Consider the following 15,783-nt stretch of genomic DNA (forward strand, 5'->3'; position numbering starts at 1 on the left):
GGAGCCAGACCAGGACGGTGTCGGCGGTCGTCCCGTCGGCGACCGTCCTGATCGGGGCGCTGATCGGGCCCCGGACGACGCCGCCTGGGACCAGCCCTGGGAACCGGCGCCGTGGGAGCGCGACCGTTCCCCGCAGCGCGGTCGGTCCGATCCCGCTGGGGGCTGGGCCCCGGAGCAGCCGACCACGGCGCTGCCGCGGGACACCGCCCGATGGGCGCCCCCGCCGACCGACCAGCCGACCACCGACCTGCCCCGCCGGCCGGCCACCCCGCCGCGATCCTGGTCGCCCACCGGCGGTCGCCTCCCGGCCGGACCGCCGAGCACCACGCCTCCGCCGCCCCCACCGCCCCCGCCGCGCAGACCCGCTCCCCGCGGGAGCGCGCTGCCGCCGTACACCAACCGCTGGGAGCAGCCCGCACCGTCGACATCCCCGACCGACCGGCCCCGACCGCCGGCCCCGCGGCGGGAACCCGCCGCCGGCCGTGCCCAGGACCACCGGCCCGATCAGGACCCGCACGGCGCCGGATCCGACCGTGCCGATGCGCCGACCACGGCGGGCGCGAACCCGTACGGGCTGCGCAAGGTCACCGTGACCCGGGTTGCCGCCATGCGCAGTCGCGAACTGACCACCCGCGGCGTCCAGCTGTTCCACAAGGCCGCCACCGCCGACGGGGCCGACCGGTCAGGACTGACCGCGCTGACGTACGCGGTGATGGGCAACTATGCGGTCGACGCGGCACTGGCCGTGGCCCTGGCCAACACCCTGTTCTTCGCGGCCGCCACCGCCGAGAGCACCGGCAAGGTGCTGCTCTACCTGCTCATCACGGTGGCGCCGTTCGCGGTGATCGCCCCGCTCATCGGACCCGCGCTGGACCGGCTGCAGCACGGCCGACGCATCGCGCTGGCCGCGTCGTCGATGGCGCGCGCGGTGCTGGCGATCATCCTGATCTTCCAGTTCGAGACGTGGGTGCTCTACCCGTGCGCCCTCGGCATGCTGGTGCTGTCCAAGTCGTTCGGTGTGCTCAAGGCCGCCCTCACCCCGCGGGTGCTGCCGCCGGACATGACCCTGGTCAAGACCAACTCCCGGCTCACCGTCTTCGGACTGCTGGCCGGCGGCGCCGCCGGTGCGATCGCGGCCGGGTTGGGCGCGGTGTTCGGCTCCCCCGGCGCCATGGTCTTCACGGCGCTGTGCGCGGCGGGCGGCGCCGTGCTGTGCCTGCGCATCCCGGCCTGGGTGGAGTCGACCGAGGGTGAGGTGCCGGTCGCGCTGCCCGGCAGCACCAGCGGCCGCCCGCAGTTGCCCGTCTCGGTCCGCACCACGCTGTGGCTGAACACCACGGTGCGCATCGAGACCGGCTTCCTCATGCTGTTCATCGCCTTCGTGGTCAAGAGCGAGTACGCCGACGAGAGCGCGTTCACCCAACTGCTGCTGCTCGGCATCGTCGGTGCCGCCGCCGGCCTGGGCGGGTTCGTGGGCAACGCGCTCGGCGCCCGGCTGCCGCTCACCGCCCCCGAACTGACCTCGCTCATCGCGGTGGCCTGCGTCGCGGTGAGCACGCTCATCGCCGTGCTGGCCCCCGGGCTGGTCATGGCCGCGGTGGTCGGCCTGGTCGGCTCGACCGCGTCGTCGCTGGCCAAGGTCTGCCTGGACGCGACCATCCAGGAACACCTGCCCGAGGTCAGCCGGGCCTCCGCGTTCGGTCGCAGCGAGACCGCCCTGCAGCTCGGCTGGGTGTTCGGCGGGGTGATCGGCCTGCTCATCGGCGGGGTCTGGTCCTTCGGGCACGACCAGGTCTACCCGATCGGCTTCGGGGTGATCACCGTGCTGCTGATCCTGGGGCTGGTGCAGAGCCGACTGGTGCAGTCCGGCCGCTCGATGGTCCCGGCCGTCCGGCTGCCCCGCCCCCGCCGGCGGAGCCGGAAGGCCGGAGCCGCCGGGGACGCCACCGCCCCGCTCACCGATCCGGCCGCGCCCGCCGCATCGCCGTCCACCACCCTCACCGACTTCGGCGCTGGCTCCCGTCCGGACGCCGATGGGCCGAGCCGGCCCGACCTCCGGAAGGACACCTGATCCCCTCATGACCATCGCGACCACCCCGACCACCCCGACCCGATCGCGCCGCAGGCGGATCGCCGGGGTCGCCGCCCTGGCCGCTTCACTGGCCGTGCTGGCCGGCTGCACCGCGCCCCACCCGGACGTGACCTTCTACAGCAATCGGACCGCGGTCGAGATCGGGCCCGCGCTGTGGTGCAACGCGGACATGTCGCAGGCGCTGACCTTGGAACAGCGCTGCGGCGAGTACGACGGGTCCGATGCCGACCGCTTCGCGCGCCTGGAGGTGCGGCCGGGTGATCCGGTCCAGATCAACGTGCCGACCGAGGTCGCCGAGCAGCCATGGAGCGTCTACTTCCGATACGTCGACGCCGACGGTCAGCTCGGTGACGGGGCCACGGAACTCTTCGACGACGGCCGCTTGGCCTACACCCTGCGGCCGTTCGCCGACACCGACCGGTTCGTCCTGGTTGCGGTGAGATCCGGGTTCACCGTCGTGCCGAACGACGGCAGCGTCACCGACTCGACCGGTGTCGGATTCGTCGAGACGCAGGGCTGGGGCCTGTTCATGAGCGAGGCGCCTGCCCCCGACCCGACCGGCGAGGCCGACGGCCAACCCTGACCGTCCTGCCCACACGCAGCAGGGGCGCCGACGGCTGAGCCGTCGGCGCCCCTGGTGCGTCGTTCCGAGCTGCGCGCTGCGTCAGGCGTCCAGCTCCGCCGCCACCGCGCGCAGCACCGTCGCGATCCGCGAACCCATGGCACGGTCCGGGTAGCGACCGCGACGCAGATCGGGCAGGGCCTTGGACTCCAGCAGCTTGATCATGTCGTCGACCAGCCCGTGCAGCTCCTCGGCGGGCCGGCGGGTCGCGGCCACCACCGACGGCGGCGCCTCGAGCACCGTCACCGACAGCGCCTGCGGACCGCGGCGGCCGTCGGCCAGGCCGAACTCGACCTTCTGCCCGGGCTTGAGGCTGGTGATGCCCGAGGGCAGCGCGGAGGAGCGGACGTGCACGTCGGCCCCGCCCTCCTGGGCGATGAACCCGAAGCCCTTGTCCGCGTCGTACCACTTCACCTTGCCGCTGGGCACCCCACTCACCTGTTCTCTCGTCCGGGGGTCGTGCGTGGATCCGGGATCCCCGGACCACCTGTCTCGTCGCATCCGGCACTCCACCCCGGCCCCGGATGCGGGCAGGCCGACGATCGGCCGAGGGAACGACCGACCACCTGGAGGGATTCGCCGCGGGGTGACCGTGTGCCGGCCAGGTCCCCGACGTGCGGATGTGCCTGATCCAGCCTACTGGCGTTCCCACCCGGCCGACTCCGCCCGGCCGGACCGCACGGTGCGCGGCCCCGGCCGACGGTCCGGGACACCCGGGCGACCCGCCTATGCTGGTCGGGTGTCCTCACCGGCCGAGCGCGGAGGCAGCGCGCCTGAACAGTCGACCCCGAACGTGTCTACCCGGATACCGCGAGTGGACCGCGCCACCCGGCGCACGTCGTCCCCACTGATCAAGGCGGGCATGATCATCTTCGGCGTCGGCCTGGTGGCCATCTTCGTGATCATGATCCTGTTCGCCACCGGCCGGCGCGACCTGCCGTGGTGGCTGAACGTGCTCGCCGCGGGAGCCGTCGGTGTCGGATTCGCCCTCGGCCTCGTCGCGGTCTTCGTCGAGGCCAGGCGCAGCCGGAGCGCTGCTTCCGCCAACCGCTGACCCTCTGTCCGCCGGACCCAGCGGTCACGGCCCCCGGCGTCAGTGCACCGTGGCCAGCAGGTAGGTGTCCAACCAGGCCGGGAACCCGGTCAGGTCCTCGAGCACCACGTCGGCCCCGGCCGACCGCAGGTCGTCCGCGCTGATCGGTCCGGTCGCCACCGCCACGGCCAGCGCGTCCGCGACCCGGGCCCCGGTGATGTCACCCAGGTGATCGCCGACGTAGACCTCCGCGTCGTGCTGTTGCAGCGCCACGGCCTTGCCGGCACTCCACAGATCACCGACCACCGCACTGGCGTCGATGCCGAGCCGGTCCAGGTGGGCCTCGGCGTTCGGTCCGAACTTGGCGGTCACCACGACGGCCCGGCCGCCGCGGGCGGTCACCGCCCGGACCGCGTCCAGCGCCCCGGGCAGGGCCACGGTCTGCGGCAGCACCACGTCCTGGTAGCGAGCCCGGTACCGGTCGACCAGCGCGGTGATGGTGTCGTCGTCCAGCCCGTAGCGGGCGAACTCGTGCGAGAGCGGTGGGCCGAGCCGGGTGACCCAGGCACGCCCGTCGAGGGGGATCCCGGTCTCGGCGGCCAGTTCGTCGAACAACGCGATCATCCCGGCGCGCGGGTCGATCAACGTCATGTCGAGGTCGAAGCCGACGGTGAAACTCACGGCAGGCAGCGTACGGCCGGTGATCGGGGGTCCGTGGCGGTGCGAGCACCCCGGCGCCGATCGGTGATCCAGCCGTTATCAACTCATCGACGGACGGTGACCTGGGCCGTGATGCATCGAACAGGTGACGAGAGCCGGACGACACCACGGTCCGCAGTCGGCCGGTCCCGCCGGTGCGGACATCTCGCGCGGTGGACACTCGATCAGCCCTTACCATCGGCTGGTGCCCGTCGCTCCGCTGACGTCGACGCCCAGGCAGCGTCGAGCGGCCATGGGCTGGCTGGTGCTGTTCCTGGCCGTGGTGGCCGCGATCGTCTTCTGGCCCGAGCCACCGGCCGGGGACTCGCAGCAGTGGCTGGCCACGACGCTCCGCCGACTGCACGCCGAAGGGGTCCTGCCGGGCTTCGTCAGCTTCGGGCTCATCGAGTCGGCCGCCAACGTGGTGATGTTCGTGCCCATCGGTTTCTTCGGCGCACTGGCCATGCGGGCCCGGGTGTGCTGGCTCATCGTGCCGACCGCCGCCCTGCTGTCGACCGGGGTGGAGTTCGTGCAGCAGGCGCTGCTGCCGGACCGGTTCGCCGACCCTCGGGACGTGGCGGCCAACACGGCCGGGGCGGCCCTGGGCCTGCTCGTCGCGTGGTGGGTGCTGCGCCGCCGCACCCGGCGGGTGGACCGGCTCAGTGGCGGGCGAACGGATCGGCCGTCCGGCCCACCAGGTCGGCGATCGAGTCCACCACCAGGGTCGGCCGGAACGGGTAGCGCTCGATCGACGCCCGGTCCGCGATCCCGGACATCACCAGGATCGTCGCCAGCCCCGCCTCCATCCCGGCGATGACGTCGGTGTCCATCCGGTCGCCGATCATGATCGTGGACTCGGAGTGAGCGCCGATGGACCGCAGCGCGGACCGCATCATCAACGGGTTCGGCTTGCCGATGAAGTACGGCTGCTTGCCGGTGGCCTCACGGATCAACGCGGCCACCGCGCCCACCGCCGGCAGCACGCCGTTGCGGCTGGGACCGGTGGCGTCCGGGTTGGTGGCCACGAACCGCGCCCCGCTGTTGATCAGCCGGATGGCCGTCGTGATCTGCTCGAACGAGTAGTTGCGGGTCTCGCCGAGCACCACGTAGTCCGGGTTCTGGTCGGTGAGCACGAACCCGGCCTCGTGCAGGGCGGTGGTCAGCCCGACCTCGCCGATGACGAACGCCGACCCGCCCGGGCGCTGCCCGGCCAGGAACTGCGCGGTGGCCAGGGCGGAGGTCCAGATCCGGTCCTCGGGGATGTCCAGACCGCTGTTGAGCAGCCGGACCCGCAGATCGCGCCGGGTGAACATCGGGTTGTTCGTGACCACCACGAAGTTGACGTCGGCCGCGCGCAACTCGGCCAGGAACTCGTCCGCCCCGGGCACCATGTGCTCCTCGTGCACCAGCACGCCGTCCATGTCGGACAGGTAGGACCACTGCGCCGGCTGCGACTGCTCGCCGCTCTCCTGGGTGTCACTCACCGGCACATCCTCCCCGATCGGGGGGTCGCGGCCGGCATCCGCGCGACGACGCCCGTCACGCCCCCGGCGTCCGCCGCCCCATCACCTCGGGACCGGTGACCGGACAGTGCACGTGGGCCGGCTCCGGTCCACGATCATCCGGAGCCGCCGGGCTGTGTCCCGCCACGGTGGTCCAGGCCAGGACCGCCCCGACCACCAGCAGGCCCGCTCCCACCCACAGCACGACGGTGAAGCCGGCGGCGAAGGCCGCCGGGTCGGAGAGCGCCGCGCCGGTGAGCCCACCGATGACCGGGAACGCGGCGACGGCCAGCAGGTTGGCCGCCCGGGCCACGGCGTTGTTCACCCCGGAGGCGATGCCGGCGTGCTCGTCGGCCACCGCGCCCAGCACGGCCGAGGTGAGCGGGGCGACCAGGACGGACAGGCCCAGGCCGAGGACGACCACCGCCGGCAGCACGTCCGTGAGGTACCCGGCCCCGGGCCCGATGCGCAGCATCAGCAGCACCGAGGCCGCACACAGCAGCGGGCCGACGGTCATCGGCAGCCGGGCGCCGATGCGCTGGGCCAGCCCGCCGGACCAGGCCGACAGCAGCAGCATCAGGACCGTCACCGGCATCGTGGCCAGCCCGGCGGCGAGCGGGGTGAAGCCGACGACCACCTGCAACTGCAGGGTGAGCAGGAAGAACACCCCGCCGAAGACGGCGTAGACCACGAAGGTGACCGCGTTGGTGGCGGTGAACTGCCGACTGGCGAAGATCGACAGCGGCAGCATGGGCGCCCGGGCCTGCCGCTCCCGCACCACGAAGGCGACGGCGGCGAGCACGCCGGTGCTCGCCGGGACGAGCACCGGGGCCGCGCCGATCCCGTCATCGGGCACCGCGATGACGGCCGCGGTCACACCGGCCAGGGCCACCACGCTCAGCGCGCCGCCGAGCAGGTCGAGCCGCCGCGGTGCATCCGGGTCGCGCGTCTCCGGCACGTGCCGGAGCCCGATCAGCACGACCGCGGCGGCCAGCGGCAGATTGATCAGGAAGACCAGCCGCCAGGACACCGCCTCGACGAGCCAGCCGCCGAGGAACGGACCGGCGGCGGTGGCCACCCCGCCGAAGGCGGACCAGACCCCGATCGCCTTCGGCCGGTCGTCCCGGCGGAACGACGCCTGGATCATGGCCAGGCTGCCGGGCGTGAGCAGCGCCGCCCCGACGCCCTGCACGGCTCGGGCGAGGATCAGCACGGGGGCGTTCGGGGCCAGGCCGCAGGCCAACGAGGCGACCGCGAACCAGACCACGCCGACCAGGAAGACCCGGCGCCGCCCGAACCGGTCCCCCATCGATCCGCCGAGCAGGATGAGCGAGGCCAGGGTCAGCGTGTAGCCGGTGATCGTCCACTGCAGGGCGCCGAACTCGGCGTCCAGGTCCCGACCGATGGCCGGCAGCGCCACGTTGACCACCGTGGCGTCGATCCCGGCCAACGCCGAGCCCAGCACCGCGGCCACCAGCAGCCAGCGCCCGGCCGGCGAGGCCAGTCGCAGGTCCGGGGCGCCGGGTCGGGCCCGCATCTCGCCGTCGTCCATCCGGTCACTGTCCCCCGCGTCCACGGACGACCCGACCCGGGATGTTCAGCCCATCGACTTCCGGCCGTCGATCGTCTCCCGGAGGAGGTCGGCGTGGCCGGCGTGCTGCGCGGTCTCGGCGACGATGTGGACGAACACCCGGCGGGCCGACCACCGGACACCGGGCGGGTACCACGGTGCCTCCGGCAGCGGGTGGCCGGCGTCCAGGTCGGGCAGGTCCCGGACGAGCGCGTCGGTGCGCGCGGCGACCTGCCGGTAGCGCTCCAGGATCCCGGCCAGGGTGTCGTCCCCCATCATGCGGAAGCCCTCCGCGTGCGCGCGGTAGGTCGCCTCGTCCGGCGGACCGGACGAGGTGTCACCGTGCTCGATGAAGTCGTCCCACGAGGCCTCGGTGATGGCGACGTGCTTGATGATGCCGCCGAGGCAGAGCGCGCTGGCCGTGGGCCGCGCGGCCGCCTGCTCGTCGGTGAGGCCGTCGACGGTGCCGATGAGCAGCCATCGGTGTTTCGCCAGCGCATCGAGCAGGTCGGCCCGCTCCCCCGTCGCGATTGATCGGGCCTGATCGGTCATCGGATGCCTCCAGGAGTCGCCGGTGTGGGCGGTGCCGGGACCAGTACCGCACACACCACCGACAGCCGGCCTGCCGGGCGCGGCGAGAGTCCGGGCCGCCGCCGGGCAGACTGGGCTCCCGTGTCGACCGCGCGCACCGACCGAGTTCTGGATCCGGCCGTGATGACCGGGTTCCCGCCACCCCCTGAGCAGCGCTGGACCCTGGCCACCTGGCAGCAGCCGCCGGTGAACCGCTGGTCGTTCAACCACCTCCGGGAGGTGCTGCGCACCGCGCGGGTCGGCCGGGGATCCGGACCCGTCCGGTCGCTGCGGCCGGGCGAGGCGCTGGATCTGTCGGCGATCACCTGGCAGCGGGGCCGGCACACCGGGACGGTCGCCGGCCTGCTCGGCGTCGCCACCGAACCGGAGCCGGACGATCCCGGCACCGACGCGTTCGTGGTCCTGCACGACGGCGCCGTGGTCGCCGGAGGATCGCCCGGCCCGTTCGCCGCGGCCGACCGGCCACACCTGCTGATGTCCTGCGGCAAGGCGATGATCGGTGCGCTGGTCGGGATCCTGGTGGATCGCGGTGCGCTCCGGCTGGACGTGCCGGTGCAGTCCTGGATCCCGGAACTGACCGACACCGGGTACGCGGACGCCACCGTGCGGCATCTGCTCGACATGCGTTCGGGCATCCGGTTCGTCGACACCGGCGGCGCCGGCAGCCCGGCCCGTCGGCTGCGGGAGGCGATCGGCTGGACGCCACCCACGCACCCGGACCTGCCCACCTCGATGTACGACCTGCTGGCCACCCTGTCCGCGGACCGGCCGCACGGCGGAGCGTTCCAGTACCGCTCCAGCGAGACCGACCTGCTCGGCTGGCTGTGCGAACGGGCCACCGGGGTGCGGATGCCCGACCTGCTGGGCGAGCTCCTCTGGGCGCCGCTCGGCGCGGCCCAGGACCTCGACGCGGTGGTCGATCCGGCCGGCGCGGTCGTCGTGGACGGTGGCTTCGCCTGCACCATCGGCGATCTGGCCCGGTTCGGCCAGCTGCTGTGCGACGACGGGGCGGTCGGCGACCGTCAGGTGGTACCCGCGGCCTGGCTGGCCGACGCGCGCGCCGGGGGCGGTGACCCGACCACCGCCGTCGACGTCGCGGCCGCGTTCGCGGCGTCCCAGAGCGCCGCCCTGTTCCCCGGCGGCGCGTACCGCAGTCACCACTGGCTGCCCCGGGCCGACCGCGGGGTGCTCATGTCGATGGGCATCCACGGGCAACTGCTGTGGGTCGAGCCGGACCGTCGGCTGGTCGTGGCCGTGCTCTCGTCCTGGGCCCGACCGCAACCGATGTCCGCCCTGCACGCCACGTTCGCCGCCGTCGACGCGATCGGCACCGCGGTGGCCCAGCGGTCCTAGCGGCCTCCCAGCGGTTCCGCCACTCGCCCGGCCGCCAGGTGCAGCCGGTGGTCCGCCCGCCGGACCTGATCGGCGTCATGGGTGACGTGCACGACGACCACCCCGCGCCGGGCCTCGGCCGCCATCGCGTCCTCGATCCACCGCCGCGCCGTCTCGTCGACCCCGGCGGTGGGCTCGTCGAGCAACAGCACCGGAGCCCGCTGGGCGAGCGCCTGGGCGACCAGGGCCCGCTGGCGCTGGCCACCGGAGAGGGCGTCGAGCGGCCGGCGCGCCAGGTCCGCGAGTCCCAGCTGCGTCATCGCCTCGGTGACCAGGGTGCGATCGTCCGCCCGGAGCCGGGCCCACGGGCCCCGGTCACGCCACCGTCCCATCGCGACGGCGGACCGGACGGTCAGCGGCAGCGGGCGTTCCGCGCTCCACGACTGCCGGACGAAGGCGACGCCACCGGCCGGCCGCAGCACCCGTCCGGCGGCCGCCTGATGCACCCCCGCGACCACGGCCAGCATCGTGGACTTGCCGGATCCGTTCCCACCGGTGACGACGGTCACCGTCCCCGGAGCGAACACCGCGTCGACCGCATCGACGGCGAGAACGGTTCCGTGGTACGCGGTCACGCGCTCCACCTGGACGAGATCGGTCATGCAAGGATCGTATCGAACGATTCCGATTCTCATGTACGGTGACCCGGTGCTGTGGCTCCTCGACCCGTTCTCCGCCGGCTTCATGGCTCGCGCTCTGATCGGCGGCGTCCTGGTCGCGGTGATCTGCGGCGTCGCCGGGACCTGGGTGGTGATCCGGGGATCCGCGTTCCTGGGCGAGGCGCTCGCGCACGGCATGGTCCCCGGGGTCGCCCTGGCTGCACTGCTCGGCGTGCCCACCGTGCTGGGGGCGGCGGTCAGCGCCGCCGCGATGGCCACCGGGGTCGGCCTGCTGACCCGGCGCCGCCGGCTGTCCGACGACACCGCCATCGCCCTGCTCTTCGTCGGCATGCTCGCCCTCGGCGTGCTCATCGTCTCCCGGTCCCGGTCGTTCGCCACCGACCTCACCGCCATCCTGTTCGGTGACGTGCTGGCCATCCGGACCGGCGACGTCGTGCAGTTGGCGGTCGCGGTGGTCCTGACCCTGCTGGTCGCGGCGGTCGGGCACCGCGCGTTCGTCGCGCTGACCTTCGACCCGGTCAAGGCGGCCACCCTGGGCCTGCGGCCGGGCGCCGCCCGTGTCGCGCTGACCGTGCTGGTCACGCTGGCGGTGGTGAGCTCCTACCAGGCGGTGGGCAGCCTGCTGGTGGTCGGGCTGCTGGTGGCGCCGGCCGCCGCGGCCCGGCCGTGGACCACCGGCATCGTGTCCACCATGTCCCTTGCCGCCGCGATCGGGGCGGTCGCCGTCACGGTCGGGCTGCTGGTCTCCTGGCACGCCGGCACGGCCGCCGGCGCCTCGATCGCCCTGGTCGCGGTGGCCGCGTACCCGGTGTCGACGCTGCTCCGCACCCTCACCGCCCGGCTCGGGGCACCGCGGAGTGCCCACCGCCCCGAGGTCGCGACCGCGCGCTGACCGTTCCTGCCTCCGATCCGGCACCACCCACCAGAAGGGCCTCCTGTGCTGACCCCTGCGCGCCGCACCGCGCCCCTGCTCCCTCTGGGCCTGGTCGCCCTCGGGCTGACCGTCGCCGCCTGCTCCGGTGGCTCGCCGTCCGGACCGACGAGCAGCTCACCCGCCGCGTCCGCGCCCAGCACCGCAGCCGATGGGGCGGGGGACGGCTTCGGCGACGGCTACGGCGCGTCGGCCGGTGCGGCCGAGATGACCGAGGCGCAGCTGCGTCTCGCCGTGGTGGCCCCGGACGGCCGGACCACCGGCATCGACCTGCTCACCGGTGGTCCGCTCGAGCTGCCCGACCTGCCGGCACCCGACACGGTCAGCACCGACGGCCGCTACCTGTTCGCCACCGCACCCGACGGCCTGACCGTGCTGGACACCGGAGCGTGGACCGTGCCGCACGGCGACCACTCGCACTACTACCTGGCCGAACCCCGCCTGATGGGCCCGATCCCGGCCGGCACCGACACCCGGGCCGCGTCCGCGATCGCCACGGTGGCGCTGCTCGATCCGGCCACCGGTCACGGCACCGTACTCGACGGTGCCGCGCTCGGTGACGGCGAGATCACCTCCACCGCCACGGACGTCGAGGCCGCCGGCGTGCTGGTCCCGCTGGGCGAGCAGTTGATCGCCGGCACGGCCGCGGCCGACGCCGTCCGGGTGCTGGACGCCACCGGGACCCCGGTGCCCGGCGCGGAGGTCGGCTGCCCGGATCTGGCCGGCACCATCACCAGCCGGGTCGGCGTGGTCGTCGGGTGCGCGGACGGCGCCGTGCTCGCCACCGCCGGGGCGACCGCCGACGACCCGGTCACCCTGGACCACATCGCCTACCCGGAGCCGGTCGCCGCCGCCGAACGGGCTCGGGAGTTCGCCGCCCGCAAGGACCGTCCGTCCGTGGCGGCGCTCGCGGGCGAACGCGGCGCGTGGGTGCTGGACACCCGGAACCGGGCCTGGTCGCTGCTCGAGACACCGGTCCCACTGCTCGCGGTCACCGCGGTCGACGACCGGGACCACACCGTCGTCGCCGTCGATCGGGACGGGCGGATCCTCACCCTCGACGCCGAGACCGGCGCCGTCACCGGGAGCAGTGAGCCACTGCTGGCCGACTCGGTGGCCGATCCCGTCCTCCGCGAGGCCGTCACCATCGAGGTGGACGCCAACCGTGCCTACGTCAACGACCCGGCCGGACGGCGCGTCCTGGAGATCGATCACGGGGATGCGGCCCGGATCTCGCGCGAGTTCGCCACCCCCGACGTGCCGCTGTTCCTGGCCGAGTCGGGCCGATGAGCCGCCGCCTGCGCGCCGGCCTGGCCGTGCTCGCCGTCGTCCTCATCGGTCTGCTGCCGGCCTGCGCGGCCGGCGGCAACGGCGGGTCGGGTCGACCGCTCGTCGCGGTGAGCACCAACATCCTGGGCGATGTCGTGCGGGCCGTCGTCGGCGACCAGGCCGACGTCCTGGTGCTCATGCCGGCGGGTTCCGACCCGCACTCGTTCGAGATCTCGGCCCAGGAGGCGGCCCGGGTGCGCCAGGCAGACCTGTTGGTCGCCAACGGTCTCGGCCTCGAGGAGGGCGTTCAGCACCATCTCGACGCGGCCGCCGCCGACGGCGTCCCGCAGTTCGTGGCCGGCGAGGCCATCGAGCCGATCCCCTACGGCACCGGGGACGTCGCACCGGCCGGTCCCGACGACGAGCGGGGGGCACCCGGACTCGGCCCGGACCCGCACCTGTGGACCGATCCGCAGCGGATGGTCCAGGTCATCGACGCCCTGGAACCGGCGCTCGCCCAGCACGTCCCCGCCCTGGACACCGAGACGCTGGCCAGCTCGGCCGCGGCCTACCGCCAGCAGCTGCAGGAGCTGGACACCGAGCTCGGGATCCTCTTCGCGACCATCCCGCCGGAGCGGCGCGCGCTGGTCACCAACCACAACGTCTTCGGCTACCTGGCCCAGCGGTACGGGTTCTCCGTCGTCGGCACCGTCCTGCCCGGCGGGAGCACGCTCGCCGCGCCGAGTGCGAGCGACTTCGACGACCTGGTCGCCGATCTCGAGGCGGCCGGCGTGACGACCGTGTTCGCCGACGCCGCCCGGCCGGAGCGGCTGATGCAGGTGCTGGCCGACGAGGTCGACCTCGACGTCCAAGTCGTCCCGCTCCACACCGAGTCGCTCAGCCCGCCCGGCGGGGACGCGGCGACCTACCTGCAGATGATGCGCACCAACGCCGACCGGATCGCCGCCGGGCTGACCCGGTGACCGGCAGTCGACACAGAACTCCAGACCCTTCGTTAGTTGAGAATGATTCTTGATAGGATGCACACCATGAGAACCTCCCGTCCGACCCGCTCGCTCGCGCTGGTGGCCGGCGCCGGCCTGTTGCTCGCCGCCTGTGGCTCCGGTGAGTCGAACGACACGTCCGCGAGCTCAACGTCTTCCGAGTCAGCGTCGTCCTCGTCGTCCGCCGCATCGAGTGCTTCGTCGTCCGTCGCCGCCGCCGACGGCTCGCGCGTCACCCTGACCTACGACGGCGGTCTGCTGGTGCTCGACGGCGAGACCCTCGACTTGGTCGCCGATCTCCCGCTGGCCGGCTTCAACCGCGTCAACCCGGCCGGCGACGGCCGCACCGTGATGGTCTCCACGTCCGAGGGCTTCCAGGTGCTCGACACCGGAACCGCGGTCGGCGGTGACGAGACCGAGCCCACCCTGACCGACGTCGTCTTCACCGCCCCGAAGCCGGGTCACGTCGTCCGGCACGCGGGGAAGACAGTGCTGTTCTCCGACGGCACCGGTGACATCACCGTCATGGACACCGAGGACCTGACCGGGGCCACCGAGCCGCCCGAGACCCAGGTCATCGCATCCGAGGCGCCCCACCACGGCGTGGCCATCCAGCTCGAGGACGGCACGGTGCTGTCCACCCTGGGCACCTCCGAGTCGCGCAGCGGGGTCCGCGTGCTCGACGCCTCCGGCACCGAGGTCGCCCGCAACGAGGAGTGCCCGTCGGTGCACGGCGAGGGCACTCTGTCCGGCGAGGTCGCCGTCTTCGGCTGCAGCGACGGCGTCCTGGTCTACCGGGACGGGGCCTTCACCAAGTTCCAGGCGCCCGACGAGTACGGCCGGATGGGCAACGCCTACGTCAGCGAGACCTCCCCGATCCTGGTCGGCGACTACAACTCCGACCCGGACAGCGAGGGCTCCCTGCTCTCCGAGCTGGTGCTGCTGGACACCAGCACCGACCAGCTGCAGGTCGTCGACCTGCCCCAGGGCGTCCGGTACACCTGGCGGGACGTCGGCCGCGGGCCGGCCGACGAGATCGTCCTGCTCAGCACCGACGGCACGTTGAACTCCCTGGACCCGGCCACCGGCGAGATCCAGCGGTCGTGGGACGTCATCGCTCCGTGGGAGGGCCCGGCCGAGTGGCAGGATCCGCACCCGGCCCTGGTCGTGCACGGCGACATCGCCTTCATCACCGAGCCGGCGCAGCAGCGCATCCTCGCCGTCGACCTGACCAGCGGCGAGGTCCTGGCCGAGGGCGAGCTGCCGGCCACGCCGAACGAGATCGCCGTCGCCACAGGCATCGCCGCCTCCTGACACCAGGACCGGCCGCCGGTTCCCGCGGGTCGGGAGGAGCATGCCCCGACCCGCGGGAACACCCCGCCCACGCGCCGACCGAGCCCGAACCCCGCTCCCGGAGCGCCGCGGGCCCCGACCTACGCTGCAGGCCATGACCGCATCCCCCCGCATGCGTTTCGGACTGTTCATCCCCCAGGGCTGGCGGATGGACCTCGCCGGCATCGAGCCGAGCGAACACTGGGCCACCATGTCGACCCTCGCGGCCCGCGCCGACGCGGGCCCGTGGGAGTCGATCTGGGTCTACGACCACTTCCACACCGTCCCCGAGCCGACCGACGACGCCACCCATGAGGCGTGGACGCTGATGGCCGCCTTCGCCGCCAGCACCCAGCGGGTCCGGCTGGGCCAGATGTGCACCTGCATGAGCTACCGGAACCCGGCCTACCTGGCCAAGGTCGCCGCCACCGTGGACATCGTCTCCGGCGGGCGCACCGAGATGGGCATCGGCGGCGGCTGGTACGAGCACGAGTGGCGGGCCTACGGCTACGGCTTCCCGCCGGCGCGGGACCGCCTGGGCATGCTCGACGAGGGCGTGCAGATCATGCGCCAGGCCTGGACCACCGGGAAGGCCACGCTCGACGGCAAGCACTACCAGGTCGACGGGGCCATCGTCCGGCCCACGCCGCTGCAGCCCGGCGGCATCCCGCTGTGGATCGCCGGTGGCGGCGAGAAGGTGACCCTCAAGATCGCCGCCAAGTACGCGCAGTACACCAACTTCCTCGGCACCCTCGACGAGTTCAAGGCCAAGTCGGCGATCCTGGCCGACCACTGCCGCACCGTGGGCACCGACTTCGACGCGATCACCCGGTCGGCCAACTACAACATCGCCGTCGGCACCACCCAGGACGAGGTCGACAACCGGATCACCTGGTACGAGGATCACATGAACCGGTACGTCAGCCCGGACAAGGCCCAGCAGCAGGTCAACTCGGTGCGTGGCATGCCGGGCATGGGCACGCCCGAGCAGCTCGTCGAGCGGTTCACCGCGCTGCGCGACGCCGGGATGACCTACGCCATCTGCTACTTCCCCGAACTGGCCTACGACACCTCCGGCCTGGAGCTGTTCGAGCGCGAGGTCATCCCCGCGCTGATCTGAGTCCGT

Annotated in this window: 15 protein-coding genes and 1 pseudogene; 10 read left to right on the top strand and 6 right to left on the bottom strand. The window is 73.3% G+C overall.

The window, feature by feature from the left end:
• The first annotated feature begins 589 nt into the window (after positions 1–589).
• Both JL106_RS03755 and JL106_RS03760 read left to right on the top strand, forming a co-directional pair.
• The gene (locus tag JL106_RS03755) at positions 590–2,071 is read left to right on the top strand and encodes an MFS transporter (RefSeq protein WP_205259333.1); all 1,482 of its coding nucleotides are present in this window, start codon (positions 590–592) and stop codon (positions 2,069–2,071) included.
• A 7-nt stretch (positions 2,072–2,078) separates the two neighbouring features.
• On the top strand, positions 2,079–2,675 hold the full coding sequence (locus JL106_RS03760) for a DUF2771 family protein (RefSeq protein WP_205259334.1): 597 nt from the start codon (positions 2,079–2,081) through the stop codon (positions 2,673–2,675).
• An 81-nt stretch (positions 2,676–2,756) separates the two neighbouring features.
• Here the strand turns inward: JL106_RS03760 and JL106_RS22375 are convergent, their stop codons facing one another.
• The gene (locus tag JL106_RS22375; RefSeq protein ID WP_205259335.1) at positions 2,757–3,143 is read right to left on the bottom strand and encodes a cold-shock protein; all 387 of its coding nucleotides are present in this window, start codon (positions 3,141–3,143) and stop codon (positions 2,757–2,759) included.
• 385 nt (positions 3,144–3,528) lie between these two features.
• Here JL106_RS22375 and JL106_RS03770 point away from each other — a divergent pair, with 385 nt between their 5' ends.
• Positions 3,529–3,768 carry a hypothetical protein gene (locus JL106_RS03770; RefSeq protein WP_205259336.1) on the top strand — a complete coding sequence of 80 codons (240 nt, stop codon included), beginning with the start codon at positions 3,529–3,531 and terminating at the stop codon, positions 3,766–3,768.
• Positions 3,769–3,807: 39 nt separating this feature from the next.
• Here JL106_RS03770 and JL106_RS03775 read toward each other — a convergent pair whose 3' ends face one another.
• Complete coding sequence (locus tag JL106_RS03775) at positions 3,808–4,428, bottom strand: HAD family hydrolase (RefSeq protein WP_205259337.1); 621 nt, start codon at positions 4,426–4,428, stop codon at positions 3,808–3,810.
• A gap of 271 nt (positions 4,429–4,699) precedes the next feature.
• Between JL106_RS03775 and JL106_RS20640 the strand changes: the two are divergent.
• Positions 4,700–5,059, top strand: a pseudogene (locus JL106_RS20640) (VanZ family protein); the annotation flags it as partial.
• A 46-nt stretch (positions 5,060–5,105) separates the two neighbouring features.
• On the opposite strand, the gene JL106_RS03780 reads toward JL106_RS20640, so the two are convergent.
• From JL106_RS03780 to JL106_RS03790, 3 genes are all read right to left on the bottom strand, one after another.
• The gene (locus tag JL106_RS03780; RefSeq protein WP_205259419.1) at positions 5,106–5,867 is read right to left on the bottom strand and encodes an HAD-IIA family hydrolase; all 762 of its coding nucleotides are present in this window, start codon (positions 5,865–5,867) and stop codon (positions 5,106–5,108) included.
• Positions 5,868–5,985: 118 nt separating this feature from the next.
• Entirely contained in the window at positions 5,986–7,500 is a 1,515-nt protein-coding gene (locus tag JL106_RS03785; RefSeq protein WP_205259338.1) for an MFS transporter, read from the bottom strand.
• A gap of 45 nt (positions 7,501–7,545) precedes the next feature.
• Complete coding sequence (locus JL106_RS03790) at positions 7,546–8,070, bottom strand: DinB family protein (RefSeq protein WP_205259339.1); 525 nt, start codon at positions 8,068–8,070, stop codon at positions 7,546–7,548.
• Between the two features lie 120 nt (positions 8,071–8,190).
• On the opposite strand from JL106_RS03790, the gene JL106_RS03795 reads away from it, so the two are divergent.
• Positions 8,191–9,462: a serine hydrolase domain-containing protein gene (locus JL106_RS03795; RefSeq protein WP_328841226.1), complete on the top strand. Its 1,272-nt coding sequence runs from the start codon at positions 8,191–8,193 to the stop codon at positions 9,460–9,462.
• Here the strand turns inward: JL106_RS03795 and aztA are convergent.
• Positions 9,459–10,103 (bottom strand): zinc ABC transporter ATP-binding protein AztA, encoded by a 645-nt coding sequence (gene aztA, locus JL106_RS03800; RefSeq protein WP_205259340.1) that lies wholly within the window; start codon positions 10,101–10,103, stop codon positions 9,459–9,461. The two genes, JL106_RS03795 and aztA, sit on opposite strands and share 4 nt — an antisense overlap.
• 31 nt (positions 10,104–10,134) lie before the next feature.
• Between aztA and aztB the strand changes: the two genes are divergently transcribed.
• The 5 genes from aztB to JL106_RS03825 all read left to right on the top strand — a co-directional run bounded on the left by aztB (position 10,135) and on the right by JL106_RS03825 (position 15,777).
• Positions 10,135–11,013 (top strand): zinc ABC transporter permease AztB, encoded by an 879-nt coding sequence (gene aztB, locus JL106_RS03805; RefSeq protein ID WP_407940075.1) that lies wholly within the window; start codon positions 10,135–10,137, stop codon positions 11,011–11,013.
• Positions 11,014–11,058: 45 nt separating this feature from the next.
• Positions 11,059–12,342: a hypothetical protein gene (locus JL106_RS03810; protein WP_205259341.1), complete on the top strand. Its 1,284-nt coding sequence runs from the start codon at positions 11,059–11,061 to the stop codon at positions 12,340–12,342.
• Complete coding sequence (locus JL106_RS03815; RefSeq protein WP_205259342.1) at positions 12,339–13,304, top strand: metal ABC transporter substrate-binding protein; 966 nt, start codon at positions 12,339–12,341, stop codon at positions 13,302–13,304. Before JL106_RS03810 ends, JL106_RS03815 begins: the two co-directional genes overlap by 4 nt.
• A gap of 66 nt (positions 13,305–13,370) precedes the next feature.
• The gene (gene aztD, locus JL106_RS03820) at positions 13,371–14,639 is read left to right on the top strand and encodes a zinc metallochaperone AztD (protein WP_205259343.1); all 1,269 of its coding nucleotides are present in this window, start codon (positions 13,371–13,373) and stop codon (positions 14,637–14,639) included.
• A 151-nt stretch (positions 14,640–14,790) separates the two neighbouring features.
• Positions 14,791–15,777, top strand: a complete 987-nt coding sequence (locus JL106_RS03825) for an LLM class F420-dependent oxidoreductase (RefSeq protein WP_205259422.1) — start codon at positions 14,791–14,793, stop codon at positions 15,775–15,777.
• The last annotated feature ends 6 nt before the right edge of the window (positions 15,778–15,783 follow it).

This window comes from Nakamurella leprariae, from assembly GCF_016918035.1.
GTDB lineage: Bacteria > Actinomycetota > Actinomycetes > Mycobacteriales > Nakamurellaceae > Nakamurella > Nakamurella leprariae.

What these genes read in the sequence shown, in the direction of transcription:
- JL106_RS03760 (WP_205259334.1), top strand. Translation starts at nt 2,079, where the DNA reads ATGACCATCGCGACCACCCCGACCACCCCGACCCGATCGCGCCGCAGG.
- JL106_RS03780 (WP_205259419.1), bottom strand. Translation starts at nt 5,867, where the DNA reads ATGGACGGCGTGCTGGTGCACGAGGAGCACATGGTGCCCGGGGCGGAC.
- JL106_RS03785 (WP_205259338.1), bottom strand. Translation starts at nt 7,500, where the DNA reads ATGGACGACGGCGAGATGCGGGCCCGACCCGGCGCCCCGGACCTGCGA.
- JL106_RS03790 (WP_205259339.1), bottom strand. Translation starts at nt 8,070, where the DNA reads ATGACCGATCAGGCCCGATCAATCGCGACGGGGGAGCGGGCCGACCTG.
- aztA (WP_205259340.1), bottom strand. Translation starts at nt 10,103, where the DNA reads ATGACCGATCTCGTCCAGGTGGAGCGCGTGACCGCGTACCACGGAACC.
- aztB (WP_407940075.1), top strand. Translation starts at nt 10,135, where the DNA reads ATGTACGGTGACCCGGTGCTGTGGCTCCTCGACCCGTTCTCCGCCGGC.
- JL106_RS03815 (WP_205259342.1), top strand. Translation starts at nt 12,339, where the DNA reads ATGAGCCGCCGCCTGCGCGCCGGCCTGGCCGTGCTCGCCGTCGTCCTC.
- aztD (WP_205259343.1), top strand. Translation starts at nt 13,371, where the DNA reads ATGAGAACCTCCCGTCCGACCCGCTCGCTCGCGCTGGTGGCCGGCGCC.
- JL106_RS03825 (WP_205259422.1), top strand. Translation starts at nt 14,791, where the DNA reads ATGCGTTTCGGACTGTTCATCCCCCAGGGCTGGCGGATGGACCTCGCC.